The 23,552-nt window shown below is 66.8% G+C and carries 26 protein-coding genes; 9 read left to right on the top strand and 17 right to left on the bottom strand.

Going from position 1 to position 23,552, the window contains the following annotated elements; all coding sequences use genetic code 11:
- Nucleotides 1-2 precede the first annotated feature (2 nt).
- The 7 genes from IF78_RS46110 to IF78_RS48415 all read right to left on the bottom strand — a co-directional run bounded on the left by IF78_RS46110 (nucleotide 3) and on the right by IF78_RS48415 (nucleotide 3,328).
- Nucleotides 3-401, bottom strand: a complete 399-nt coding sequence (locus IF78_RS46110; protein WP_037640465.1) for a TFIIB-type zinc ribbon-containing protein — start codon at nucleotides 399-401, stop codon at nucleotides 3-5.
- Nucleotides 344-898, bottom strand: a complete 555-nt coding sequence (locus tag IF78_RS0115290; protein ID WP_031477184.1) for a hypothetical protein — start codon at nucleotides 896-898, stop codon at nucleotides 344-346. Before IF78_RS0115290 ends, IF78_RS46110 begins: the two co-directional genes overlap by 58 nt.
- 2 nt (nucleotides 899-900) lie before the next feature.
- A complete protein-coding gene (locus IF78_RS0115285) occupies nucleotides 901-1,533 on the bottom strand; it encodes a phage tail tube protein (RefSeq protein ID WP_031477183.1) in 633 nt (210 codons plus the stop codon).
- 131 nt (nucleotides 1,534-1,664) lie between these two features.
- Nucleotides 1,665-2,108: a hypothetical protein gene (locus IF78_RS0115280; RefSeq protein ID WP_158751394.1), complete on the bottom strand. Its 444-nt coding sequence runs from the start codon at nucleotides 2,106-2,108 to the stop codon at nucleotides 1,665-1,667.
- Entirely contained in the window at nucleotides 2,105-2,533 is a 429-nt protein-coding gene (locus IF78_RS0115275; RefSeq protein WP_031477181.1) for an HK97 gp10 family phage protein, read from the bottom strand. The genes IF78_RS0115280 and IF78_RS0115275 overlap by 4 nt, the downstream gene beginning before the upstream one ends.
- Nucleotides 2,533-2,964, bottom strand: coding sequence for a DUF6093 family protein (locus IF78_RS0115270; protein WP_158751392.1), 432 nt, complete (start codon nucleotides 2,962-2,964; stop codon nucleotides 2,533-2,535). The genes IF78_RS0115275 and IF78_RS0115270 overlap by 1 nt, the downstream gene beginning before the upstream one ends.
- The gene (locus IF78_RS48415; protein ID WP_158751390.1) at nucleotides 2,954-3,328 is read right to left on the bottom strand and encodes a hypothetical protein; all 375 of its coding nucleotides are present in this window, start codon (nucleotides 3,326-3,328) and stop codon (nucleotides 2,954-2,956) included. The genes IF78_RS0115270 and IF78_RS48415 overlap by 11 nt, the downstream gene beginning before the upstream one ends.
- Nucleotides 3,329-3,409: 81 nt before the next feature.
- Here IF78_RS48415 and IF78_RS48410 point away from each other — a divergent pair, with 81 nt between their 5' ends.
- Together IF78_RS48410 and IF78_RS48405 are read left to right on the top strand one after the other, a co-directional pair.
- Nucleotides 3,410-3,628 carry a hypothetical protein gene (locus IF78_RS48410; protein WP_158751388.1) on the top strand — a complete coding sequence of 73 codons (219 nt, stop codon included), beginning with the start codon at nucleotides 3,410-3,412 and terminating at the stop codon, nucleotides 3,626-3,628.
- A gap of 430 nt (nucleotides 3,629-4,058) precedes the next feature.
- Nucleotides 4,059-4,778, top strand: a complete 720-nt coding sequence (locus tag IF78_RS48405) for a hypothetical protein (RefSeq protein WP_158751386.1) — start codon at nucleotides 4,059-4,061, stop codon at nucleotides 4,776-4,778.
- 308 nt (nucleotides 4,779-5,086) lie between these two features.
- Here the strand turns inward: IF78_RS48405 and IF78_RS0115250 are convergent, their stop codons facing one another.
- On the bottom strand, nucleotides 5,087-6,976 hold the full coding sequence (locus tag IF78_RS0115250; protein WP_051827872.1) for an ATP-binding cassette domain-containing protein: 1,890 nt from the start codon (nucleotides 6,974-6,976) through the stop codon (nucleotides 5,087-5,089).
- Between the two features lie 378 nt (nucleotides 6,977-7,354).
- On the opposite strand from IF78_RS0115250, the gene IF78_RS0115245 reads away from it, so the two are divergent.
- Nucleotides 7,355-7,831 (top strand): SAM-dependent methyltransferase, encoded by a 477-nt coding sequence (locus IF78_RS0115245; protein WP_031477175.1) that lies wholly within the window; start codon nucleotides 7,355-7,357, stop codon nucleotides 7,829-7,831.
- A gap of 140 nt (nucleotides 7,832-7,971) precedes the next feature.
- On the opposite strand, the gene IF78_RS0115240 is transcribed toward IF78_RS0115245, so the two are convergent.
- The 6 genes from IF78_RS0115240 to IF78_RS0115215 all read right to left on the bottom strand — a co-directional run bounded on the left by IF78_RS0115240 (nucleotide 7,972) and on the right by IF78_RS0115215 (nucleotide 13,920).
- On the bottom strand, nucleotides 7,972-9,015 hold the full coding sequence (locus IF78_RS0115240; protein WP_051827870.1) for a phosphotransferase enzyme family protein: 1,044 nt from the start codon (nucleotides 9,013-9,015) through the stop codon (nucleotides 7,972-7,974).
- Complete coding sequence (locus IF78_RS0115235; protein ID WP_031477173.1) at nucleotides 9,012-9,356, bottom strand: LuxR C-terminal-related transcriptional regulator; 345 nt, start codon at nucleotides 9,354-9,356, stop codon at nucleotides 9,012-9,014. Before IF78_RS0115235 ends, IF78_RS0115240 begins: the two co-directional genes overlap by 4 nt.
- Nucleotides 9,357-9,465: 109 nt before the next feature.
- Nucleotides 9,466-10,809: a glutamine synthetase family protein gene (locus IF78_RS0115230; RefSeq protein ID WP_234439720.1), complete on the bottom strand. Its 1,344-nt coding sequence runs from the start codon at nucleotides 10,807-10,809 to the stop codon at nucleotides 9,466-9,468.
- A gap of 47 nt (nucleotides 10,810-10,856) precedes the next feature.
- Entirely contained in the window at nucleotides 10,857-12,392 is a 1,536-nt protein-coding gene (locus tag IF78_RS0115225; RefSeq protein ID WP_031477171.1) for an amino acid permease, read from the bottom strand.
- Nucleotides 12,393-12,476: 84 nt separating this feature from the next.
- Nucleotides 12,477-13,493: a hypothetical protein gene (locus IF78_RS0115220; RefSeq protein ID WP_037640462.1), complete on the bottom strand. Its 1,017-nt coding sequence runs from the start codon at nucleotides 13,491-13,493 to the stop codon at nucleotides 12,477-12,479.
- Nucleotides 13,494-13,725: 232 nt separating this feature from the next.
- On the bottom strand, nucleotides 13,726-13,920 hold the full coding sequence (locus tag IF78_RS0115215) for a hypothetical protein (protein ID WP_031477169.1): 195 nt from the start codon (nucleotides 13,918-13,920) through the stop codon (nucleotides 13,726-13,728).
- 715 nt (nucleotides 13,921-14,635) lie between these two features.
- On the opposite strand from IF78_RS0115215, the gene IF78_RS0115210 reads away from it, so the two are divergent.
- The 6 genes from IF78_RS0115210 to IF78_RS46095 all read left to right on the top strand — a co-directional run bounded on the left by IF78_RS0115210 (nucleotide 14,636) and on the right by IF78_RS46095 (nucleotide 20,813).
- Entirely contained in the window at nucleotides 14,636-15,364 is a 729-nt protein-coding gene (locus IF78_RS0115210; protein WP_234439719.1) for an HAD family hydrolase, read from the top strand.
- Between the two features lie 211 nt (nucleotides 15,365-15,575).
- Entirely contained in the window at nucleotides 15,576-16,838 is a 1,263-nt protein-coding gene (locus IF78_RS0115205) for a helix-turn-helix domain-containing protein (RefSeq protein ID WP_234439718.1), read from the top strand.
- On the top strand, nucleotides 16,835-17,398 hold the full coding sequence (locus IF78_RS0115200; RefSeq protein ID WP_234439717.1) for a flavoprotein: 564 nt from the start codon (nucleotides 16,835-16,837) through the stop codon (nucleotides 17,396-17,398). The genes IF78_RS0115205 and IF78_RS0115200 overlap by 4 nt, the downstream gene beginning before the upstream one ends.
- 808 nt (nucleotides 17,399-18,206) lie before the next feature.
- Nucleotides 18,207-19,061, top strand: a complete 855-nt coding sequence (locus IF78_RS0115195; RefSeq protein ID WP_031477165.1) for a GNAT family N-acetyltransferase — start codon at nucleotides 18,207-18,209, stop codon at nucleotides 19,059-19,061.
- Nucleotides 19,062-19,334: 273 nt separating this feature from the next.
- Nucleotides 19,335-19,850 carry a serine O-acetyltransferase gene (locus IF78_RS46100; RefSeq protein ID WP_078662446.1) on the top strand — a complete coding sequence of 172 codons (516 nt, stop codon included), beginning with the start codon at nucleotides 19,335-19,337 and terminating at the stop codon, nucleotides 19,848-19,850.
- A 63-nt stretch (nucleotides 19,851-19,913) separates the two neighbouring features.
- Nucleotides 19,914-20,813 carry an aminoglycoside phosphotransferase family protein gene (locus IF78_RS46095; RefSeq protein ID WP_078662445.1) on the top strand — a complete coding sequence of 300 codons (900 nt, stop codon included), beginning with the start codon at nucleotides 19,914-19,916 and terminating at the stop codon, nucleotides 20,811-20,813.
- A gap of 122 nt (nucleotides 20,814-20,935) precedes the next feature.
- Here the strand turns inward: IF78_RS46095 and IF78_RS0115180 are convergent, their stop codons facing one another.
- From IF78_RS0115180 to IF78_RS0115175, 3 genes are read right to left on the bottom strand one after another with little or no spacing between them, the layout of a single operon-like run.
- Nucleotides 20,936-21,661 (bottom strand): phytanoyl-CoA dioxygenase family protein, encoded by a 726-nt coding sequence (locus IF78_RS0115180; RefSeq protein WP_031477162.1) that lies wholly within the window; start codon nucleotides 21,659-21,661, stop codon nucleotides 20,936-20,938.
- Nucleotides 21,658-21,858 carry a hypothetical protein gene (locus IF78_RS48400; protein WP_158751384.1) on the bottom strand — a complete coding sequence of 67 codons (201 nt, stop codon included), beginning with the start codon at nucleotides 21,856-21,858 and terminating at the stop codon, nucleotides 21,658-21,660. The genes IF78_RS0115180 and IF78_RS48400 overlap by 4 nt, the downstream gene beginning before the upstream one ends.
- A gap of 17 nt (nucleotides 21,859-21,875) precedes the next feature.
- The gene (locus IF78_RS0115175) at nucleotides 21,876-23,549 is read right to left on the bottom strand and encodes a hypothetical protein (RefSeq protein WP_031477161.1); all 1,674 of its coding nucleotides are present in this window, start codon (nucleotides 23,547-23,549) and stop codon (nucleotides 21,876-21,878) included.
- Nucleotides 23,550-23,552: the final 3 nt, after the last annotated feature.

Here is a 23,552-nt window from a genome sequence, read left to right as displayed (position 1 = left end):
GATCAGGGGCGCGGCTCGTACTGCTCGCGCGGCAGGAGCTGGATCTTCACGCCGTAGCCGGACCGGTCCTGGGGGACGTGATCGCGTTCCTGCTCGATCAGCTCGCAGCCGGGGCAGCGCAGGGTGTCGGTGACGTAGGCGTGTGGGTCGCCGCCGCGTTCGCGGTCCCACTCCTCCAGCCGGGTGTGGCACTCCGGGCACACCGACCGCTGCCACTCCGCCCAGGCCAACGCCTTGGCCCGGTCGAGGTCGGACCAGCGGCCGTCGCCGCCGAGGAACTGCGAGTGCGGAATGCCGTACCGCTCGCACAGCTCCAGTTCGGCGCGCAGGCCGGCGTCACGGCTCAGCCTTTTCCCAGCTCGACCCGGCTCTCCTGCTGGATCTGCCAGGCGGCGTCCCACAGCGCGTTGGCGTCCGGCGCCGACCAGCCGTTCAGCAGCTCCTCGGCCTCCTCGCGGCTCATGCCGTCCACGGACGCCGCCGCCACCAGCGCGGCGGGGCAGGTGTCGGCGTTGAAGATCGCCCCCTCCTCCGCCTGCTGCTCGGTGGGCGGGTGCTCGCTGATCAGCTCCTCCAGCACCGGGCGCGGAAGGGCGCGGAAGGTCAGGAACTCCGAGGCAGCGTCGAGCGCCGCCAGGGCCTGGTCCCGCGCCGCATCAGCGTCGGTTGCCTGGCGCGCGGCCAGCTCGTCACCCGGGTTGGCCTCGGCGACGAACCGGGCACGGCGGGCGGCCTGCTCAGCCTCGTCGTACCGCTGGCGCAGCTCGGCGTCATCGCAGATGCGGAGCCGGTTCTGCGGGCGGGCTCGGCGGCGGAGCCGTTCCATCTTGGCCGACCACGCCCCCTCCGCCGCCGTGGCGGAGGGGGACGGGCGCTTGGCCTGTGCGGGGCGCGACACGATCAGCCCTCGTCAGCGTCGTGCTCGCGGACCGTCGCCTCGGTCTTGGTCTCCGTGGTGCTGACCACGGTCACGTCGACATGGTCACCGTCGTGCCCGTGGTCGTGGTCCTCGTCGCAGTCCTGATCCGGCAGCGGACTGGGCTGCGCCTGCGGCACCGGACGGTCGAGCGACGGCTCGTCCGTGATCGTGAAGTCCACCTTGAACTTCGCGGCCTCGTTGCCGGTGCTGTACGTCGCGGCGCGGGTAGCGACCTGGACAGGGAACACGTCCACCGAGCGAGAGCCGGGCAGATCGCCCTTGCGGAGCAGGACGACGTAGCCCTTCGCGCCCTTGGGGAGCCGCTGCTCGATCGCGTCGGAGAACCGGTCCTCGTAGAAGGTCAGGCTGGAGTTCTCGGCCTTGTCGTTGCCCGGGATCGAGGAGTTGAAGGTCGAGCCCATGTCGGGGGTCTCGATGGGGTCGTTCTCCAGCGCCCAGCCCTCGATGTCCGAGACGGCATCGGTCAGGCCAAACGCGTTGGTGATCTCCCGTCGGCTGGGGTACTTCGGGTCGTTGAGGTCCTTGGACCACAGGATCTTGGAGATGCCGCGCCGCAGAAATCGGGTCTGGGTCTTCTTCGTGCTCGTGGACACAGGTCCGCTCCCACTTCTGGGGCAGCGTCCCGTGCCGAGGCCCTGCCCCTTGAGGTTCAAAGGGGGTTCGCCTGGCCTGGGGCCTAGCGTCCGCGCGGGCCTCCGCGGTGAGGATCAGAAGAATCGATTCTTCATGCTGGGGTCACGGTGATCGTGACCCGCTGCACGTAGGACACGATAGCGCCTGCCGCCGACACCGAGGGCTCTCCTCCGGCGTCGTAGGTCAACTCCCGGTCGATGACGCGTGCTTCGGGAACGTGCAGGTCGTGGGTCCAGCGTCCGTCGGTCCGGCCGACGACCCCGGCGCGTACGCGGTCGGCCAGCCACTCGACCTGATCGGCTCGTTCCCCGACCGAGGTGACCTGGTAGGACCAGGAGGCATCGGCGTGCCAGTCCCACAGGGGTGGGCCTGCGAACTCGGCGGGCAGCGAGTCGAGGATCGTGTACGGGACGGGCGCGGGCTCCCAGCCGGAATCCCCCTGAACGCGCGGGAGTTCACCGACACCGCAAGGGCGGCCCGTGGTGTCCTCCAGGAGGGCGGCGAGCGCGCGGGTCACCGGAAGACGAGCGATCACGGCAGCACCCCGTCGGCCAGGGCCTGGATGAACGCCGGTTCGGTTTGCTGGAACGCGGGCTCGACGTGCGGGAACGGCGGCTGCCGGTAGTGCCGCCCGAGGCTGTCGACGCCGACGAAGCCGTATTCCAGTCGTCGCGCCTGCGGGGCGTCGGAGAACACCTCGGCGGTGACCTCGCCGCCAGCGGTGCGCATCCGCACGTCCCATGATGCGCGGTACTGCCCGGTGATCACGTTCGGTCCGGGCCTGCCGCTCGCGTTCCGCTGGATGCGGACCCGCAGCAGCATGGCGTGGTGCCGGGTGATCGTCCGCGTGCGGGCGCGGGTGGCCGGACCCATCCGGGCCAGGGCGGCGGCCAGCGCGATGGGATCACGGAACGCGGTCGCGGCCGGGTGGGCGTTGGGGTGCGGGTTCGCCGGTGCCATCAGTCGATCACCTGCACCCTGACGATGCGCACCACGCTGTAGGTGCCCACGGTCTCGTCCGAGACGCGGAAGCGGCGGCCGATCAGCTGAGGATCACGCGGCCCGCCGGGCCTCACCGATCCGGCCACGCGCACCACGTCGTCCGGCCGGAGTTCCGGAGCATCAACGGGGAGCACGGCCTGGTAGTCCGTCGTGGACGGCTCGACTGCGACGGCACCGCTCAGCGGCCGGGTGATCGCGGGATGGCCCAGCGGCATCACGGCGCCGAGCCCGTCCCAGACCAAGCACTCGTCAGGCGTCGGGGACACGAGCTGCCCGGTGGCTTCGTCCAGCACATCGTCCGCGCGGCCGGCGCCGTCCCGCCACACTTCGAGCTTGTCGTCCAGGATGCGGCCGACAACCCGGCGTGCACCCTCCACGTCAAAGGCCACGCGCCCACTCCACGAGCTGGGTGAGCATCGCCTGCGTCAAGGAGTGCGGGCCGGTGCCGAGGTCGGGCCTGGCCAGCGCGGCCCGCTCCAGTTCCGCAGCGTCAATCGCCGCCAGAAAGACGGCGGCGGCCGGGCCGGGGTCGGGCACGTCGGCAACAGCGACACGGGCCATGCCCTCGAAGATGGTTTCGACGTGGTCCCCGGAGTAGAGGACCACCTGCGGCGGCTCTCCTTCTCGGTGGCTGACGGTGTAGCCACTCAACGCACCCGGGTCTACCCGCCGCCCGTCGATCTCGATCGCGGCCTTCGCGCCGCGAGCGGTGATCTGTACTCGGTGCACGTTCTCGTCGCTGTCGTGATCCATTCCCACGACGCTAGAACGGCTGTCGGACAGCCCTGCCAGTACGATATCTACGCGATCCGGCACGTGGACAGGGAGGTGCCCATGGGGGCACGTACGCCGTGGTGGTACCGCGTGCCGACCAAGCCACTTGGGATCATCGTCACCTGCGCCGTCGCCATCGCGATCATCGTCAGCACGCCCGACATCGCAACAGGCGGCATCGTCGCCGCCATATTCGCGGGCGGCTGCGCCGGCCTCCTCACACAGTTTGTTCAGGGCGCGGCGCAGGCCCGCTACAACGAGCGTTCACGGCAGGAGTGACGTCCGCCCGCCGTGGTCTAGGGTCCGCGACTTCGTGAGCACTGGCTCCTGCGGAAACGCCAGAATCCGGGCGCAGTGAGCAGTGACGTTTGTCGGTGGATGGTGAGCAATCGGCGTTCCCCCTCGGCTGAGCCTGTGACAACGAACGATGTACCAATGGTCATGACGATCGCCGGTTTCCCTAGTCGGGGTTCACCGGCTATGTGGAACGTCGGCTGATCGGCTGGATGGCGTGCCTCTTACCACCAACTCCGCCCAGATGCGGCGCAGATCGCCGGGAACAGCGCGTATACCGGACCGTGGCCGCCGGGCTGGGCCGGTCCACGGCGAGAACAGACTGCTGTCTGGATTTGTGCCACCTGATCGGGCGCAACCGCCTACTATCCGGCGATAGTGCTGCGACTGCCCTACCAGGTGAGAGGCGTACCCCTTGGCGAAGGAACCCATATGTGGCACATGTGGCCAGATCGTCAAGGTCGAGGATGGCAAAATCGTCCCGCACTGGCGCTCGCGGGATATGCCCTATCGCTGCACGGCTTCCGGCCAGCGGGTTCCGCTGGCTCTGGCTAAGGAAGACCCGCAACTGCGTTGGCGTAGGCGCACTGAGGCGCCGCGGGCGACTCTTGGGGACAGGAGCCGCTACGTCCACCGAGTCTTCCTCGACCGCGCCGGGCATTCGTCACGGGCGGAGGACAACACGCCCGTGCCGGTGCCCGACTGGCTGCCTGCCTGGCGGGGCGACTACCTTCCAGCTATCGCTCTCCCCGGCGGCAGCCCGACCGGTATCTGGCTGCCCCGGCGCAGCATGCCGGAGCACCAGCGGCTCATCAGTGATCTGCTGCCCACCACACACAGTCTCCAGTGGAACGGCGACAGGATGTGCTGGACGTTCGCCAACCGGCACTTTCTGAACGTGACGAGGCAACTGTTGCGCCGCAACAAGCGCATTGTCCTCGGACGTGAGTACAACCCTGACGAGAAGTGCAATGGGGCATGCAGGCATGCCCGCCTGTTCGAGTGCACGTGCTCCTGCCAGGCGAAATACCACGGCGGCGGACGGTGGATGAGTGGCTGGACGACGGTGGATGAGTTCGACACCCGCTACCGGGGTGCAGCGTGGCACTGGATGATCTTCACGCTTGACGGCTGAGCTGGGACTCCACCGTTGGGAAAGGGTCACCAACTTCAAAGGACACCGTGGGCGCGGGGAAGATGTCCGGCGCCCACCTACACCTTCGACTTGACGGCGGAAGGGCCTGTGGTTGCGCATCGCCCGCAGTTGTATATGCGCCACGTCACGACCAGGCTGTGCGGGGGGCACGCGCCGCAGCCGTCTACTCAGCCCCCTCCGCTGAGCGTAACCAGTGCTCATGGTCACCCGGATTTGCTCGGACAGTGCTCATGATCCGCCGACAGTGCTCACGGAACTGCGGATCCTAGACGTGGGTTGGTCGGGTATCAGCGGTCCTTGGCCAGGGCGAGGAGTTCTGCGAAGAGCCCGCCGCCGTTGGCGAGTTCCTCGTATCGGCCCTGTTCGGTGATCCGGCCGTCTTGCATGACGATGATCCGGTCGGCGATCTTGGTGTTTTCGAGTTGGTGAGTGACCACCACCGTGATGCGGTCTGCGGCGATGCTCTTGATCTCCTCGAAGATGTCGTGCTCACCGCGCGGGTCCATCTGCGAGGTGGGCTCGTCCAGGATCAACAGTGCCGAGCGCCGGTAGAGCGCACGGGAGCAGGCCAACCTCTGCCACTGCCCACCGGACAGTTCGGAGCCACCGAAGAACTCTCGGGCAAGGAGTGTGTCCAGTTCCTTGGGTAGCTCTTCGATCGCGGTGCGCATGCCGACGGCGTCGATGGCCTCCCACACGGGTTCGTCGTGGAAGGTGCGGGGCTGCCCGAGCGTTACGTTCTCCCGGGCGCGCAGGGGCCACTGAGCGAAGATCTGCGGGACCAGGCCCGTGTGCGCCCACACACTGCTCGGGTCGGCGGAGGCCAGATCGACTCCGTCCCAGGTCACACGGCCTTTGTCGGGTAGGAGGATCCCGGTGATCAGCCTGCTGAGGGTGGACTTTCCGGAGCCGTTCTCGCCGACGATCGCCAGGATCTCGCCCCGGCGCAGGGTCAGGGAGACGTGGTCGACGGCCGGCCGCTCCTTGCCGGGGTAGCAGTAGAGCGCATCCTCCAGACGGATCTCTTCGACCGGTGCGGAGATCTTCGCCTCGCCACGCTTGGGGGCGCGCTCGGCGGCGAGGTCGAGGAAGGAGCGCATGTCGGCGAGGTACAGGGAGGTGTGGAACAGTGCAGCCCCGTTGATGACGAGCTGGGACAAGGCGGCCAATGAGGTCTGGACGGCGACGACAGCGGTGGCGGCGATGGCCAGGTCCAGGCGTCCGGTGGAGGCCAGCCAGGCGAGGGTGGCCCAGGTGGCGAGGAGGAAGATGCCACCGAGAGCCGAGGTGGTCAGCACGATGCGCAGCATGCGGGGAGCAGCAGTAAGGGTGCGCTGGTCGATGCGCTTGGACAGAGTGCGGTACCAGTACACGATGTAGTCGGTCATGCCGTTGGCACGGACTTCGTCGCCGTGTCGGGAGGTGGTCGCCCACCAGCGCATCATGCCTCGTACGTTGCGGTCACCGACGTTGGCGTAGTGCGTCTCGTAGTCGACTCGGGCGGAGAGCACGGCACCGAGGCCCGCGGGCACGACAGCCAGGAGTAGCAACGGCAGCATCAGAGGGTGCAGCGCCGTGAGGACTCCGCTGGCGGCGATCATACGAACGGAAGCAGCCGTGAACCGCTGCGCGTCCTTGACCATCATCGTGGTGCGCGAGACGCCGACTTCGGCGGCTTCCTGCCGGTTGGCGAACCCGTCTTCGCTGTATGCGGAGGCTTCCACTCGGCAGACTGCCTCGACCAGGGCGGTGTCGGCCGCCGTGATCAACCCGGGGCTGATCCGGCCGTCACCGTAGGAGGACAGCGCGCTGGAGATTCGGCCAACGGCGACCGCTGCCGTGATGACCACGAGCGCGGGGAAGGCGGCGTGCAGCCGTTCGGACACGGGCCCGTCACCGACGAGGTGCTGCATGGCCTTTGCCGTGAATGCCAGCACTACGGCGGCGGTGACGCCGGTGAGCACCTGGCACACCAGGAGCAGGATGACGGCCAGCCGGTCGATGGCCCACGCCATCTGCGCGGTCTGCCGCAACACGCTGGGCAGCCGGGCGCACATGGCTGTGAAGGTGGCCTCTCCCAGCGGGTTCTTCCCGTAGTTGCTCTCGAACGAGATGGTCGCTGGGGGCGGAGGAGGGGGCGTTTGCGGGGCTTCGATCGGGGTGTCAGTGGCGGTCAACTGCGTCCCTCCTGTGCGGTTGTTGCGGCACCTGGGCGGTGTCGCGGTGCCAGGCTCAACGAGGCTGCGAGCGAATCGAACGCGCTCGATTTCGGACGACGCACAGGCCTGGAATCTGGGGGCGTCGAACGCGTGGTCGTGGTGACGTACGGCTTTCAGGGCGACCGAAGTTGGCCGAAACGCCGACACCTGTGGCGGTTGTGACTTTTGAGGTTTCCTGCCCGAGGGGCGACCGTGTTCCGTCGCCCTACGGCGTGATGACCAACGTGAGGGCCACGGCAGCGTGTCGGTCCCCGGCCATCGCCGAGTTGGATGCTCTGACGCCCGTCTGGCCCCCGTAGATTGACGGCGTCACGACGAGGATCAAGGGGAAAGCGCATGACTCAGTCGCTGGAGATCAAGCCCATCGGCATCGTGGTTGGAGGGCGTACCGAAGTCACCGACGACCATTGGAGCGGGAGCGCGATCATCCGACTGAACAGCGGCTTCCCCCTCGAGGTGGTACGGGGCCTTGAGGAGTTCTCCCACCTGCTGGTCGTCTGGCACTTCCACAAGGCGTCTCCCAGTGATGTCGCCCTGCATGCACGCAGCCCTCGTAACAACCCGCGGTGGCCGGCCACCGGCACGTTCGTGCACCGAAACCATCGTCGCCCGAACCAGCTCGCGCAGTCCTTCCCACGCCTCCTTAAGGTCAACGGCCTGGACCTGCACGTCACCGACCTCGACGCTATCGACGGCACCCCCGTCTACGACCTGGGGCCATACTTCGCGGAAATGGGTCCCCGTGGCGAAGTCCGGGAGCCGAAGTGGCCAGCCGAGATGCTGTCGGACTACTGGGGCCAGGCTCAAGACTGAGCCAGGGCGCGCTTCAGCGCGGGAACATGCCACTTTCAGCACCCTTTCGTGCAACCCCTTGGCGGGCTCCGCGGTTCCGGAGACGGCATGCGGGTGGCAGGGGTAAGAGCTGCCGGTCACGAGCCAGTGCCACGCATCGATCACGTTCGGCCTCCAGGTCGCTCAGTGGTGGAGCGGAGCACATCTTCGAGATCCAGGAGTCGGCTGATGCTGGTCTGCCGCTCGTGCCAGTGCCGCTGCAAGTCCGCTTCCGCTTCCGCAGGCAGGCCGTACTCGGATGTGACCGCGCCGTAGAAGCTGAACAGCATGTAGAGCAGCGCAACACGTACGCACGCCACGACGTCGGCCAACGGCAGAGTGGGGTTCTCAGATCGGTAAGCCTGAATCATCACCAGAGCGCAGTCAGCCCACTGGTCGCTGATGGCGACCGTACGGGGGTCGAAGGCAGCGCGCCCCAGCTCCCAGGCCGGAAACGCCCTCGCTCCGCGGAAGTCGATGACGCCGGTGACGACATCGGCGAGGACGAGCATGTTCGTGCGGGTGAAGTCGGCGTGCACGGCCTGCTCCACGAACTCCTCGGGAAGCCCCGCTCGTAGACCGTCCACGTGTGCGCGCAAGTCATCGCACCGCTGGTTGAGTTCGTGGCTCAGAAGCACCATGTCCGGGTGCTGCTGCCGCTTAGCGGCCGCCAGCACGGCGCCGGCTTTGACCATGGCGTCTTCGACCGAACCGGTTCGCCACCGTGTGTGCTGCCGTAGCCGGGGCAGCGGATAGGCGGCCAGGACTCGGTGCATACGTCCCAGGACCATGCCGATCTGTTCGGCTCGCGCTACCGTCATCGCCGAGGTGGCCACCCGACCCGGAGCTTCATCGGCCACCGCCCAAGCACTTCCTTCGGCCACCGCGACGAAACTGCCGTCTTGGTCGGGCCATACCCTCGGCACGGCAAGCTGTGCCGCGCGGCAGTACTCCGCCATGTCCCAGGCCGCTCGGACTGCCGTGAGGTCCACGGTCGCCCCGTACTCCTTCACGAAGAGCCGGCGGCCGTCGGCCGTCAGCACGCGCCGGTTGATGGTGTCGGTGCCCATCGGCACCATCTCGACCGTTTCGACGGCGATCCCGTACTGGTCGGCCAGCACGTCGGCCACCAGTTCCTCGTTCCAGTCCGTGTCCATCTCGCTCATCGTCCTTCCAGGGAAGAATGCCGCCGGGCGGTGTGCACGGTGAACGCGTTGTCCTCGGTGAGCACATCGCCTGTGGCGTACTCGACGCTCCACGTTCGGCGCACAGGGATGATGGTCTCGGTGACGTCGCTGAAGGCCGAGTCGCGCAGCACGGTGAGAGCAGCGCGGCCGCTCACCCCGAGCCGACGGCTCGTGGACGACGCCTGGACGCTCACCGTGCCGCGCGTGATGTTGAGGGCGAGGGCTGTCGCCTCGGTGTCGAGACCGTTGGCGATCTTGTGGAGGACCTGGTCCTGTGCTGGGGTCAGCCGGTCGGGAACCGTACTGGGGCGTGCAGACATGCTCTTCCTTCTTCGTTCTTCAACCCGCCCGGGTTTTGGCTGGCTACCGGGGCGGCCAGCACCGGCGAGGGGGGCCTCCCCGTCCGGGCCTGGTCACTGGCAGCGTGGATCAGGCGCGGGTGAACCAGCGGGCCTGTTCTGCGTCGGTGACGATGCCGCGGTGATGATCGAGCTCGAGTTGGGCGAGGTGGGCGTAGTGTTCGACGACGTCCATGCCGAACGACCCCTGAGCGACGGGGCTGTGCCGGAAGGCGGAGCGGGCCTGGTCGAGGGTGAGCGGCACGAGGGGTACGTCCACGGTCTCGTAGGCATTGGTGGTGCAGGGCGGTGGCGGGGTGAGACGCTGCTCTATGCCATGGACGATGGCGGCTATGGCGGCGGAGAGGGCGAGGTAGGGGTTCGCGTCGGCCCCAGGGAGACGGACTTCCAGGTGCAGTCCCGTGCCGTGGCCAGCGATCCGTATAGCGCAGGTGCGGTTGTCCGGCCCCCAGGTCATGTGGGTGGGGGCGAAGGAGCCTGGCGTGAATCGCTTGTAGGAGTTGGTGTTCGGCGCATACAGCGGGGCGAGCCCGGGGAGGGCCGCGAGCAGTCCGGCGACCGCTTGCCCGCCGGTCTCGGAGAGTTGGCCGGCTGGGTCGGAGAGCATGGGGTTGCCGCTGCGGGTGAGTGAGATGTGCAGGTGGAGTCCGCTGGCGACACCGGTCTGGGGCGCGGCCATGAAGGTGGCGGTCATGGCGGACCGGTTGGCCAGGGTGCGCACGGCGTGCTTGAAGACGACGTGGTTGTCGCAGGCGGATAGCGCCGCTCCGTAGGGGAAGGTGACCTCGACCTGGCCGGGAGCACCTTCCGTCTTGATGGCCTCCACGGGCATCCCGGCCCTGGACAGCGAGCCCTGCAGGCGCCGGAAGAACCGGTCGTACTCCGGGGGGTGGTCGAGTGCGTAGTCCAGGTTGTCGACGGTCACCGGCACGAGCCCGTTGAGGCCGATTCTGCTGGTCGGGGTGTAGGCGCCGCGGTAGAGGACGAATTCGGTCTCCAGGCCGGCCTGGGCGTGCAGACCGTGGCTGGCGAGGCGTGTCAGCTGGTGGCGCAGGATCTGTCTGGGAGCGACTTCGATGGGCTCTCCTTCCGGGCCGAGGGCGTGGCCGAGGATGAGGGCGGTGCGTGGCATCCAGGGCAGGACCCGCAGCGTCGACGGATCCGGCTCGACGCGCAGGTCCTCATACCCGCTGGCCCAGGAGGTGAGGGCGAATCCGTCGACCGGGGTCATCTCGGGGTCCGTGGCCAGGATGTAGGCGCACATCTCAGCGCCACCGTCGAGCACGCGGTTGAGAAAGTGCCGTGCCCCGTACCGTTTGCCCTTGAGGCGCCCCTGCAGGTCCGGAACAGCAAGGAGCACTGTGTCGATCAGCCCAGCACCGACGGCCCTGCGCAGCTCCTCGACACCGAACACGCGAGCAGGATGATCCGCGGAGGTCGGCGCGGCCTCAGCCTGGTTCATCACACGACCTCTTCCTGGATCTTCGCCATGCCCGAGTTGGCGTCGGCTGCGGCGGCCGGCACCGTGTAGTCACGTCCCGCGACGCGCCACCACAAGGACGCGAGGCCAAGCACGATCAGCAGGGCGATGGGTGCGTAGTTGAACGTGGTCACGGAGACGAGTCCGGAGTCCGGACGCGTCTGGGGCAGGCAGAACAGCACCGTCACGAAGGCCACCCAGGCGACGGCGACCACCCCGACGGGTACGCCCCAGCGGCCCAGGTTCCACGGGCCTGGCTGGAAGCGGTGACGGTTGCGGACCCGCAGATAGATCGGAATGGCGTACGCGGGCGTGATCCCGATGACGTTGATCGCGGTGACCGCAGCGTACGCGGTCGGGCTGTACAGCGACGGCAGCGCAAGCACTGCGGCCACGCCGACCGACAGCCACACGGCGCGCGTCGGCGTGCCGGAGCGGGCATCGACGTGGCGCCACAGGTGCGAACCGGGCAGGGCACCGTCCCGGGAGAAGGCGAACACCATACGGCTGGCGGCAGCGGTCTCCGCGTTGCCGCAGAAGAGCTGCGCGACGATCACCACGAGCAGCAGAGCCTTCGCCCCGGCGAGCCCGATGGCATCGAGGAAGATCTGCGCCGGCGGCACCCCGGTGGCAGTGGCCTGGGTGGCGGTGTAGTCCTGGATGGCGAAGGTCAGCCCGGCCAGGAGCACGAACCCGGCCAGCCACGACCAGCCGATCGCTCGCACGATGCCGCGGGAGGCGGAGACCTGCGCGTTGGTGGTCTCCTCCGACAGATGTGCGGAGGCGTCGTACCCGCTGAAGGTGTACTGCGCCAGCAGCAGCCCGATCAGCACCACGTACATCGAGTTGGACCAGCCGGTGTTGTTGACGAACTCGCCGAACACGAAGGACGGGTCCTGGTGGTGGGAGGGCACGATCGCCAGCACGCCGACGATCAGGGCGACGCCGCCCAGGTGCCACCACACGCTGATGGAGTTCAGGACGCTCACCAACCGGACACCGAAGAGGTTGAGGGTGGCGTGGAGGGCGAGGATGCAGACGTAGATCGCCAGGATCTTGCCCGGCGTGGGGACGAAGCCGAACTGCAGGTTCAGGAAGGCGCCGGTGAACAGCGCGGCGCCGTAGTCGATGCCGGCGATCGCCCCGAGGAGGCCTAGGAGGTTGAGCCAGCCGGTGTACCAGCCCCATTTGCGCCCGCCGAGTTGCTCGGCCTGGTAGTACAGCGCGCCGGAGGTGGGGTAAGCGGAGGTGACCTCTGCCAGTCCGGCGCCGACGAGCATCACCATGAGGCCGACGGCGAGCCAGCCCCACATCATCACGGCCGGGCCTCCGGTGCCCAGGCCAAAGCCGTACAGCGTCATGCAACCGGAGAGGACGCTGATGACGGAGAAGCTGATGGCGAAGTTGCCGAACGGCCCCATGCGCCGGGTGAGCACTGGCTCGTAGCCGAGCTCGCGCAGGTACACGTCATCGGCTTTGCCGCCAGCACGCTGACGGCTCGGGCCTGAGCGGAACATGAAGCAACCTCCAGTAAACGAGGGACGGGGTCAAGCACGTGCGATGGGCGGGTTCATGCCAACCACGTGCTGCAGCGGGAACAGTCAGGGATGCGGGCCGACGCGTGGCCCGTGCGTACGCGCGAAGGACAACGATTCCCTTCGCGCCCGGAGCAAGAGCGCCTCGCCACGGTCCAGCGTCGAGGGGCCTTCAGCCACCGAGCCCCACGGCTCGCGCGACGCGTAAGGCTCCATGGCGGCGAAAACTTCGGCCGCTTCAACGAAGTTGTGGCTGACCCACAAGGCATAGGCCAGGTGGCTCATATCGGCCACGGACCGCAAGTGCCGGTCCCCCTTCAGGAACCACTCGGCGAAGGCTTTGAGCGTGTAGGTGAGCGTCGGCTCCTCCACCCACTGCCGCCGCCACAATGGATCGACCCGTCCCTGCGCCAGTTGCTGTCGGCACTGCTCCACCTGCGCGTACACCGGCAGAAGCAGCAGCGGCGAGCCGATCGGTGCCCACGAGGCCACCCACCTGCCGAAATCAAAGACAGCAGCCAACGACGCAGCCCGGGGAGCCTCCCGCGCAAGCAGGAACTGCAGCACCCGGTGGAAGGCTTCGCGGTTGTACGGGTCGCGACGGTTGACCTCGTGCAGCAGCCCCCACGGCCCGCTCGGCAGCATCGGCTCCGACGACCATTCACGATGCTCCCGCAGCACCTGGCGGGAGTCGATCTGCGCCAAGGCCAGCAGACATACCCACGGCACGGGATCCTGCTGCGCGCGGCGGGCGGCCAACAGTGCCGTATGCCGCGCACCGGCTTCGAGGTCCGCCACTCCCGGGTGCTGTTGGCGATGTGCGCGCAGAGCGCGTTCGGCGAGTACCCGTGCCCGCATCACCTGGGCGTCGTAGCTGTCCGGCTCCTCAGCCAGCCACACATCGACCACATCGGAGCGCGCAGCAGCGACCGCCAGCACCTGAGTGCGTGAAGTCCGAAGCGTCCAATGGGCCTGCGTGCCGCGTAACAGGTCCCGAGCAGCCCTCCAACGACCTGCCTGCAGTTCAACCAGCGCGACGCGTAGGTCGTCATCCGCGCCAGCGGGGTGATACACCGGGCGCATCAGCGACCGCCCGGACAGACATGGAGCGCCGACTCTGCAATGCTGCCAAACAGACGGGCAACCCCGGCCCTCGGGATGCGGTGGAAGGGGAGGCGATTGGCCGCAGTAGCGATAAGCGACATCGAAGTCCTTGGCAGGTGGGGGGCTTCCGCTCGTGGGCAACGAGAGGCTGAAGCTGGAGGGCCGACGGGAGACCCGGGAGCCGTTGGCTCGCCCGTGCCCCGACGGTCGGCTAGAAGTCGATCTTCGCGATCAGTTCGACCGCGCTCTGCACGCCGTCCCTGATCGTCGGCGCAGCAGAACTGCCAGCCAGGAAGAAGCCGAACAGAATGCACACGATGCCGTGCACGACGTTCAGGCCCGCCTTCTTCACGAGGAGGAAGACGATTACGCCCAGGAGCACAACGGCGGAGAAGCTAACGACCACAACGGGCCTCCAGGCGGAGGTGCCTGCCACGGCCTGATTGGTGCTGCGCCGCCGGATCCCACTGGGGCATCCGTGGCAAGGGCTGATCCATCCGTACACGTAGGGCCGAAAACACCTTGGACTCCGGTGGCCGAGATCAGGGACAGCTGAACCCGCAGCGCGAGCATCAGGCAGGCGTCATAAAGATCCGTTCCCGGACGGTTCGCCGGTGCCATGTGCTACGGGAGACCCCAGAGTGATGGGAAAAGGCGCGGTGCGCACATTGCCCAGGTGATATCACTGGAGTGATCTCGGTTCCACCAGGGATAAGTTGGGCCAGCAGGGCCGAGTTCAATCAGGGCAGGAGTGCTTGCGTAGTCGCCGCGACGCTGCGATCAACGACGGCGAGATCCACGGCCAGGCTGGCAGCCTGATACCTCGACCTGGGCGAGCCGCAGCGCGCCGTCACCAGCTTCACGAAGGCGCACGAATCACTGAACCCATCCGACCAGCGCACGCGGGCCCTGTCCCGGTCCGCGTCCGCTCATCTCCGGCAAGGCGACGTTGAAGCAGCGTGCAACACCGCACAGGGCACTGGATCTCGCCGAGCAGCTGCGGCCCGCTTGAACGAGCACGCCGAGACGATGCTCGGTGACCTCCGGACGACAGGAGATGCTGCGTACGCTCGGGACCTAGTGGACCGTGCCGCCGCTGTGACGGGAGTAAGGAAATGAGCGTGACCGGCGCCCAACCGACCCTGGTCCTGTGGGACATCGATCGCACGCTGCTCTACGTCGGAGACATCGACCGCCAGGTGTACCGCGAGACGTTCGCCGCAGTCGTCGGCCGTCCCGCCGAGCGTCTGCCGGCGCGCGGTACGGGCGTGACTATGCCCCGCGCCATCCGCTCCCTACTCCTGGACAACGGCGTACCGGAAACGACAGTCCCGGAGCTGCTGCCACGCATGGTGGAACTGCTGCCCAAGCGTCTCGCCGCCCACACAGAGGATCTCCGCAGCCAAGGCGTCCTCATGCCCGGAGCCGTAGCTGCCCTCGAGGCCGTGCGCGATCACAAGCACTGGATGCCTACGGCCGTCACCGGCAACCTCAAACCAAACGCTCTCCTGAAGCTCGCGGCCTTCGACCTCGACGGCTACCTCGACGCCGACATCGGCGGGTTCGCCTCTGACGACGACCACCGCCCTGCCCTCGTTGGCATCGCGCAGAAACGCGCTCAGGCCAAGCACGGAGCGGTCTTCACCCGCGCCAACACGGTGATCATCGGGGATTCCCTCGAAGACGTACGCACCGGCCTGGAGGGGGGCGCTTCGGTCATCGGCGTCACCTCGGGCAAGACCACACGAGACGAGCTTGCAGCGACAGGGGCTGACATCATCCTCGACAGCCTGGAAGACATCGCGAGGCTCCGAGCCTCCATTGAGAAAGTGACGGCTCGACCTGAATAGGGGAAGTCGCCTGGCCGTCAACTCGCCCAGCAACTTCACCGTAGGCGAGAGCGGTGCCCGGGTCTCCCGTACCCGTGGGTGCATCGATCGAGCCTCTCGAAGCCGGACAGAGTGTCCGGCACGCTCCAGACCCGAGAGCCGATGCTGAGCCCCGGCACCACCTACCCGAATCACTCCCTGATCCCGGGATCTGGTCGGCCGCTACCGTGAATTGCAGACCGAAAACCGGGAGGCAGCGCACATGCGGGGTCTTGGGGACCACCTCAGCATCGGAGAGCGGATCGCGTTCTACCGCGAGCGCCGGGGCTACACGCAGCCTGTGCTCGCAGGGCTCGTCGGGCACAGCACCGACTGGCTGTCGAAGATCGAGCGGGGTGCGCGGAAGCCTCCGCGGATCGACAAGCTCGCCGAGCTCGCCCGCGTGCTACGCGTACCACTGGGCGACTTGATGGGGCAGCCCCTCCTCATGGAAGACGACGACAGGCACATGGACGACGTGCCAGCCGTTCGTGATGCACTGATGAACCCTCGCCGGCTCTCCAAGCTGCTGTTCGGGCCGACGGCAGACAGACAGCTGCCCCGGCCAGAGCAGGCCCAGACGTTCGTGGAACGAAGCTGGGATGACTACCAGGCTGGCGTTCTCGGGGACGTTATCGCCGCGTTGCCTGGTCTGCTCCGCACGGCTCAGGAGCTCGAAGACCTTCCGCCCGGCGATGAGCGTCGACGAGGCCTCGCGGTCTCCGCTCGCACGCATCATCTGGCGGCGACCACCCTTGCCAAAGTGGGTGAGTCCGACCTGTCGTGGCTCGCGGCCGAGCGCGCCATGCGGGCAGCCGACGAGTCCGAGGATCCACTGTCACTCGCCTCCGCCGCACGCTCCGGCACTCATGCCCTCCTGGCCAACGGGCGTTACGTGGACGCCCTCGAACTGGGCGACACCGCCGCAGCCTGGCTCGCGCGCCAGGTCGACGAGGACGATCCCGCCACCCTGAGCCTGCTCGGCATGATTCACCTGCGTGCCGCTGTAGCCGCAGCGCGTCACCAGGACCGGCCCACAGCCAGCACTTTGCTCGAACGTGCGACGAGGCTGGCCGATCGCCTCGGCTCCGACGAGAACTACTGGCAGACCTGCTTCGGCCCGACGAACGTCGAACTGCACCGACTCTCGATCGAGCTGGACTTGGAGAACATCCCGTACGTCATCGACCACGGGAACATCGACGTCGACCACATGCCGCCAGAACGCGCAGTGTCCCACCGCATCGACTACGCCCGCGCCCTTTGCCTCAGCGGACGCGTCGACGACGCCTTCAGCGAGCTGCGCGAGGCTGAGCGCACATCGCCGCAGCTCGTACGGAACAATCCGCGAGTACGAGAGACTCTTCGTGATCTGAGGAAGCAGTCCCCGGTCACTGGTGGCAGACACTCGTCCGAGCTGCTGGCCATGGCCCAACGGTGCAGGGCGGTGCAATGACGTTGATGCAGGGCAAGGTGCTGGGCGTCGTAGGGTCGGGCGCCGGCGGAGTCGAGGAGCTGCGTACGGGACTCGTGGTTCCCGCCCTCGAACGCGGCTGGACCGTCGCGGTTACGCTCACACCGACAGCAGGTGAGTGGCTCCGTTCCAGCGGAGAGGCCGCCAGGATCGAGGAGCTGACGGGCCTGCCCGTACGAACTGAGTCACGTATGCCTGGTGACTCGCGCCCACACCCTCCGGTGGACTGCTACGTCGTTGCCCCCGCGAGCGCCAACACCGTCGCCAAGCTCGCCTTGGGCATCTCGGACAACCAGGCGTTGACGCAGGTCAACGAGGCTATCGGGACCCTCAACCTTCCAGTTGTCGTCTGGCCGCGGGTGAATGCCGCGCACGCTCGCCACCCGGCGTGGGAGGGGCACATCAAGGCTCTGCACGATACGGGGGTTCGGTTGATCTACGGGGACGAGGTGTGGCCGCTCGCCGAGCCGCGGGCTGGGATGCCGGGGCGCCGGTACCCGTGGGAAGCCGTACTAGACCAGGTGGAGACGACCATCGTCTGATGCTTAGTCAATAGCCGTTAGCCGGCGCTGAGTCGGACCCGGACAGACTGTCCGGGTCCTTTGCTCTGCACCGAGCCATTCTGAGGGCGTCACCGACCAACGACCGACCGTGCTGGCGAGGCAGCGTACGGCCATGAACGGGAACGGTCATACGCTGACCGGCTCGCTGTGGTTGTCGGTGGGCAACGCCACCGGTATCAGTTCACCAAGGAGTGGATGTCCGTGTCAGGGCTGCGCACCGCTGAGGGACCCGCGACTGCCATGCGTCCGCGCCGCTGCATCGAGTGTGCGTGCCAACTGAGCAGATACAACAGGGAGGACTGCTGCAGTGCCTGTCTCCGAGGGCGGCAGGTGACCGCACCGGCCTCCCGCTGCGTGCCCGAGCAGGTCTGGGAGGTACCAGAAGTCCGGTTAGCCCTGGCAGAGCGAGACTTCGGGAGACTCTGCACGTTGGTGCGAACCCTCGGAGCCCTGCGACAGGATGACATGGTCACGCTAACTGGGTTGAGTCAGTCATTCCTGTCAATGCTTGAAAGAGGCGAACGCCGCCTCACAAACGTAGACAGAATCGTCCAACTTCTCGCCGGCCTGAGAGTCCCCCTCGAACTCACAGGCCCGATATTACGGCCATAGGCAAGTCCGGAAACAAGTGACTTCCATTCGCTCAGACCGCGTATCGCCATCTCCCCCATGCCTGCGCGATCACTTCTGAGAGCAGGCGCGACTGGCAGAGTCCTGATCGCGCCCCGCGGCCTCGCACCGTCCGAAAATCAGGGGCGCAGCCAGTGAACGCGCGGGATCATCAGGCATGCGCCCAGATGACTGGCACCTCGCAAACGACGTCGAGAGCTTCCTAGCGCGTGCAGGGCACTTCTTACGCTCGCGCCCCGCCCTGCACACCATCCCACTGACGGTGACCGAGGCGCTGCGTACGCGAGGACCGCATGCCTACGGCACCGAAGCCCCCATTTTCGGCACCCTGGAGAGGACGGGCGAGGTCCGCGCGGCCTACCTCCGCACCCCGCCACACCGCCTGGTCCTAACCCCCCTCACAACTGACGAGGCCGACACCCTTGTCTCTCATCTGATCGCTCTCGGCCTCCCCATCCCCGGGGTCAGCGCGGACCGCGACACCGCCGCCGCCTTCGCCGAGTCCTGGCAACAACACACCCGCGTGACGCCGATGCTCCATGAGCGCCAGCGGCTGTACCACCTCGGCTCTCTCAACCCTCCGGAACCGCAACCGGGGGGCCAGGCCAGGCTCGCTGGCGAGCGAGACCGTGATCAACTGATCTCCTGGTACAGGGAGTTCGCTGCCTCCGTCGGAGGAGTCGTCTCCTCGGACCCCGGTTCCTGGGCCGACACTCGGATCGCCCAGGGACGAGTCACATTCTGGGAGACCCCGGAGGGCACTCCTGTCTCCATGGCGGGCGTGACACCGATGGTGGCTGGCCAGATCAGAGTGGCTCCTGTCTACACTCCAGCCCACCTTCGCGGCCACGGGTACGCGGGTGCCGCGACGGTCGCGGCGAGCCGAGCGGCGCTGGTGGCGGGCGCGGCCGAAGTGTTGTTGTTCGCGGACTTGGCCAACCTCACGAGCAACGGCCTGTATCAGCGGATCGGCTATCGCCCCGTGACGGACTTCGCGCTGTACGACTTCTAATCAGTCGGACGCGTGGGATCTCCACCCTCGACGTCACCATCCCACCCTGAACGTGCGCTCGCATGGCCTGCAGAGCATCGTCCCAACGCGGAACAGCGGCGGTTCCTCCAACCATGTGCTGGCACGTGTTGTTCAGCCGCCTCACCGAAGAACGCCACAGTGTGCGGCCTCCTTCGCTCTGGCCGATGTCGTATTACGCCAGTGATATCGGTACCGGATGCATGGCCGTACGCTGGCCCGCGCGGACGCAAATTCTGCACAGTGGAGCAGTGTGTGATCGGCCCCTTGTTGGAGGCCGCGGACTACAACTCCCATCTCTCAGGATACGACAAAGGGGTATTTGCCATGACTCCTGAATGGCTATGGCTGCGCTCTATCGCATTGCGGCGGCGGGGACACCGTTGGATGGCGAAGCGAGTAAAGCAGTTCAACTCCTTCCTCTACCACAACTCGCTCGCCGCAGGTGGGGACATCAGTCCTGATGTGTACCTGGGACATCATGGGCTCGGCACAGTCATTCACGACAACGTGACTATTGGCAGACGTGTGCGGATATGGCAGAACGTCACATTGTCCGTGCGCGCCCCTGCAGGATCACCGCACCGCATCATCATCGAGGACGACGTCATGATCGGGGCTAACGCCGTAGTGATCACCCCGTTCGAGAAGAGCCTCCTCATCGGCCAAGGGGCGAACATCGGAGCCGGAGCTGTCGTAACCCATGATGTTCCGGCCGGCGCCACAGTGGTCGGTGTACCCGCCCAGGTCGTGAGAGTGAAGACGACCTAGCCTGTCCGTTCGACTTGAAGACGACAGACAGAGCAGAGCGGATCAGGCCTACAAGGGTGCTGGATGATCGAGATACCGGACGACTTCGCAAGCAGCACAATCGACCGGGAGGGCGAAGGCAGCAGGGTCTGGATTGCGTCTCTGCCCCTTCTGGTGGATGAGCTACTCGAGCGTTGGAGCTGCACCCCAACTGCTACAGCAATGCACGGACAGGTCGGCCTTGTAGTCCCCGTGCTGCGCCATGGCAGCCCCGGCGTCTTGAAGATCTCGCATCCGCACCCCGGCCTTGTCCACGAGCCCCACGCTCTTGCCTGCTGGGATGGACACGGAGCCGTTTTGCTGCATGAGCGTGACGACTCGAACTTCGCCATGTTGCTGGAGCGAGCAGAACAGACCAGCCTTGCTGATCTCGATGACGTTGACGAGGCGGTGGCCGCCGCAGGCCGCCTCGTCCGTCGACTGGCTGTGCCAGCTCCGCCTCGCCTGCCACGACTGCGTGATCATGCCGAGCAGTGGTGGCTGGATGAAATCCGCGAGGGAGCAGAGGAGTTGGGCCACCCGCTGCCGCAACGGGCAGTCGACGCTGCGCTTTCGACCGTGAAGGAACTTGGTCCCGATCAGCCAGACACGCTCGTCCACGGCGACCTGCACTATGCCAATGTGCTGCGGTCCGAGCGAGAACCCTGGCTGGCGATCGATCCTAAGGGGTACGTCGGCGATCCGGCTTATGACGCCATCAAGCTACTCCGTGGCTACTTTGATGATCTGCTCACCGCCAGTGACCTGAGGACCGCGCTATTTCGTCGTCTCGACATCTTTGCCGATGCCGCCGAACTCGACCGAGAGCGCGTATCCCGTTGGGCCCAGGCGCGTGCAGTGATGTCCGCGCAATGGGGTCGCCAGAATGGAGACCCTGCTTGGCTCGTGGACATCACTGACCAGATCGCCGAAGTCCTGAGCTGAGCTCCCGCTGCGGATGCGCCCCCTCTGGCGGATCATGCCGAATGCGCGGCACCAATAGGACGCGGTTGATTCCCCGCGACCCGATCCGCCGCGCAGCCCTGGCCTCCATAGCCCCTTCTAGTCTAGATAGGCACCCCGTTGATGGTTTCCGGGGGACGCTGCATTCCAAGGAGAGTTCGCAGCGCACCGGTGCGGGCCCATGGGCCTTCTTCCGGAGGATCGCTCATCGGCCGGACCCACCTCTCCACGAAGCTCAGAAGGATCGCCGATCGCGGATGGGGAGAGGCGTTGAAGCCCGAACGGTGCCACGTTGCCGCTGCCATGACCAGCAGGGAGCCAGGCTCGGCGTCGAATACCACCTGGCCATTGATCTGCTGTGGGTCCGGCGGCGACTTCCTTGTGTGAGAACTGGGAACCAGCTCAGTCGCGCCATTGGCGGCATGGAACGGACTCAGCGGCAGCACGCATTGCAGCCCCAGGAGTGATCCCGACACGGGTGCTGGCATCTCGTTGTACGGATAGTCGATGTGCCAGCCATCGACGGGCTGCTGCGGGTGGACGACGTTCAGACTGAAGTCGGAGAGGAGATGGTGCTCGCCCAGAAGCTCGTCCAAGACGGCCGTAAGAGCGGGGTTGGCCAGCAGGTCCACGAACGGTTCACCGTGACGGAACAGGTCCCACACTCGCGTGGACTTGGGGTAGTGATTCGCATGCACTCCAGATACGAGGCGGTTCACGTGGTCTTGAAGCCGCGCTGTGGCCGGCCCTGTGAGGAAGCCCGGCCAGATCGCATAGCCCTGCGCCCGCACATCAGCCGAGACGTGGGCCGGATACTCGGGGAGCGTCATTGCTGCGATGTCCTCCTCGACTGTGCTCGCAGTTCGATGGCCGTACCACGATGGTCGTGGTGCGAGACGTCAACGAGCGTCACGCCTGACGCGAGGAGCCCCAATACCTGGGTAACGAACCCGTCCACATCGCTGTCGGCCCGACGGATGTCAAAGCTGGTGACATGGTCCAGTTCCGGTTCGACAGTGGGTTCCACGCAAGCTCCAGGTTTCTTCACGACTGCTCCAGGAGGCGCTGGGCAACGCGAGCGATGGCCTCTTCCGAGGTGAGCAGCGTGACCGGCTGTGTACCCAGCCACTCCGCCAGCCCTTGCAGGTAGTGCTTGACAGAGTCGTCGTCATCGGCCAGGTGGGACAAGTCCGAGATCACGCAGGCGGTTTCCTGGCGCGCGGCTGTCCGTGCTATCCGGCGGAGGTTCGCGTCGAGGCTTCCTTCGCGCGCCACGACGTGTTCGGCGGCCAACACCACCAACGAAGGAACCGCAGGTGCGAGCTCAATCCAGCGTGTGATCGCCCGCGGTACGGGACCCGGCGTGATGGCCAACCTGGCCCCGCGGTCGATGAACTCCTGAGGCGGAACGGCCGGGGGCTCAACCCCTGGCAGAGCCACGATGCCCGCTCGGTCGCGAGGGCGTGACACGGTCTCCGAAGCAAGGCCGTCGGCATCAGCCGCCGAGGTTCCGTCGAGCAGCTGCACATTCTTCAGCGGCGACGGAAGCATGCCACGGAGGCCCGCCACATCGCGGCCCTCCCCGAAGGTCAACGCGAGCATGAGCTGACGCTGCGGCACCCTCGGCCTCACAGGATGGGCCAAGTCTTCGATGGCCTCCAAGGTCTGGAGGAGCCCCTCGTGGTTCGCCTCGGGACGCTCTGTACGCGGGAGGCGGTCAAGAGCTTCCCGGACCAGCTGTTCAAGTACGTCGGGGTCGGCAGTGGAGATTGCGCCACCATACTGGTCGACGACTCGACTAGCGTGTTCGTCGAGTCCTTCGAGGAAGGACACGTCAGGCACGAGCACCAGGTGGGCCTGCCCACTCAGGGCCTCAGAGAGCGCGTTGTTCCCGGGCTTGATGACTGCCACGCGGGCTGCCGCAAGGAGCGCCGCCAGACGCGGCTCGTAGCGGCGTACCGTGACGTTCGCGGTTTCGCTCAGGGGCCTGCCGGCGTAGTACGGGCCGGTAACGAAGACGAAGCGGGCGCGGTGGCCTGTTGCGAGCAGTCGTTCCGCGACCTGAGCACAGGCGCTAAAGAGCCGGTCCCCGTAGCCGTCGGGCATCTGGTCGCCGCCCGCGCCGCCGTTCACGACGACCAGCGGCTCGCCGTGAGGTGCGTACTGGGCTCGCGTTCGCGCGATCTCCTCAGGCGTGGGCGTGTAGCTCAGGTTACCGACGAAGGAGAAACGGCCGCTCCACTCGACTGCGGCGGCGGATTCTCCGCTGTGGCCCTCGAGGGCAAAGTCTGCGCGGCTCTGGGCAATGAGGACCTTGTCGAAGGCCACGAACCTGCCCTGGCTGCGCAGGTGGTCGAAGGAGGCCCCGTCGAGGCGGCGCATGACCAGTAACCGCGGACGGTCGGCGAGAGAAGGAAGAGCAAGGTAGCGCGGGTCCGGGTAGGTGTCCTCGACCACCACGGCGGGGTCGAGCTTGTCCAAGAGCCGATCGAGGATCGCGGTGTACGCATCCTCGGCGACAGCCGAGGAAACCCGGTGCAGCAGCGGAAAGTTGACGACATCCACCGGAGTGTTCTTGAAGAGGCTCAGGGAACTCGCCTGGCTGATGATCACCGGCTTCAGACGGCCCCTTTTCTGCATGGCCTCGGCGATCAGAACAGCGCGCCTGAGATGGCCAAAGCCGATGCCGTTCTTCACCAGCAGCGCAACGGTCTTCACGAG

It is taken from the genome of Streptomyces bicolor (assembly GCF_000719285.1).
In the GTDB taxonomy this organism is placed as follows: Bacteria; Actinomycetota; Actinomycetes; order Streptomycetales; family Streptomycetaceae; genus Streptomyces; species Streptomyces bicolor.
Note: the sequence above shows the minus strand (reverse complement) of the source record. Positions and strands in the feature narration are given on the sequence as shown.

Excerpts from the sequence above, each read along its gene's own strand:
- IF78_RS0115275 (WP_031477181.1), bottom strand. The coding sequence starts at position 2,533 with ATGGCACCGGCGAACCCGCACCCCAACGCCCACCCGGCCGCGACCGCG.
- IF78_RS48415 (WP_158751390.1), bottom strand. The coding sequence starts at position 3,328 with ATGGATCACGACAGCGACGAGAACGTGCACCGAGTACAGATCACCGCT.
- IF78_RS48410 (WP_158751388.1), top strand. The coding sequence starts at position 3,410 with ATGGGGGCACGTACGCCGTGGTGGTACCGCGTGCCGACCAAGCCACTT.
- IF78_RS0115245 (WP_031477175.1), top strand. The coding sequence starts at position 7,355 with ATGACTCAGTCGCTGGAGATCAAGCCCATCGGCATCGTGGTTGGAGGG.
- IF78_RS0115240 (WP_051827870.1), bottom strand. The coding sequence starts at position 9,015 with ATGAGCGAGATGGACACGGACTGGAACGAGGAACTGGTGGCCGACGTG.
- IF78_RS0115235 (WP_031477173.1), bottom strand. The coding sequence starts at position 9,356 with ATGTCTGCACGCCCCAGTACGGTTCCCGACCGGCTGACCCCAGCACAG.
- IF78_RS0115225 (WP_031477171.1), bottom strand. The coding sequence starts at position 12,392 with ATGTTCCGCTCAGGCCCGAGCCGTCAGCGTGCTGGCGGCAAAGCCGAT.
- IF78_RS0115220 (WP_037640462.1), bottom strand. The coding sequence starts at position 13,493 with ATGCGCCCGGTGTATCACCCCGCTGGCGCGGATGACGACCTACGCGTC.
- IF78_RS0115200 (WP_234439717.1), top strand. The coding sequence starts at position 16,835 with ATGACGTTGATGCAGGGCAAGGTGCTGGGCGTCGTAGGGTCGGGCGCC.
- IF78_RS0115195 (WP_031477165.1), top strand. The coding sequence starts at position 18,207 with ATGCGCCCAGATGACTGGCACCTCGCAAACGACGTCGAGAGCTTCCTA.
- IF78_RS46095 (WP_078662445.1), top strand. The coding sequence starts at position 19,914 with ATGATCGAGATACCGGACGACTTCGCAAGCAGCACAATCGACCGGGAG.
- IF78_RS0115180 (WP_031477162.1), bottom strand. The coding sequence starts at position 21,661 with ATGACGCTCCCCGAGTATCCGGCCCACGTCTCGGCTGATGTGCGGGCG.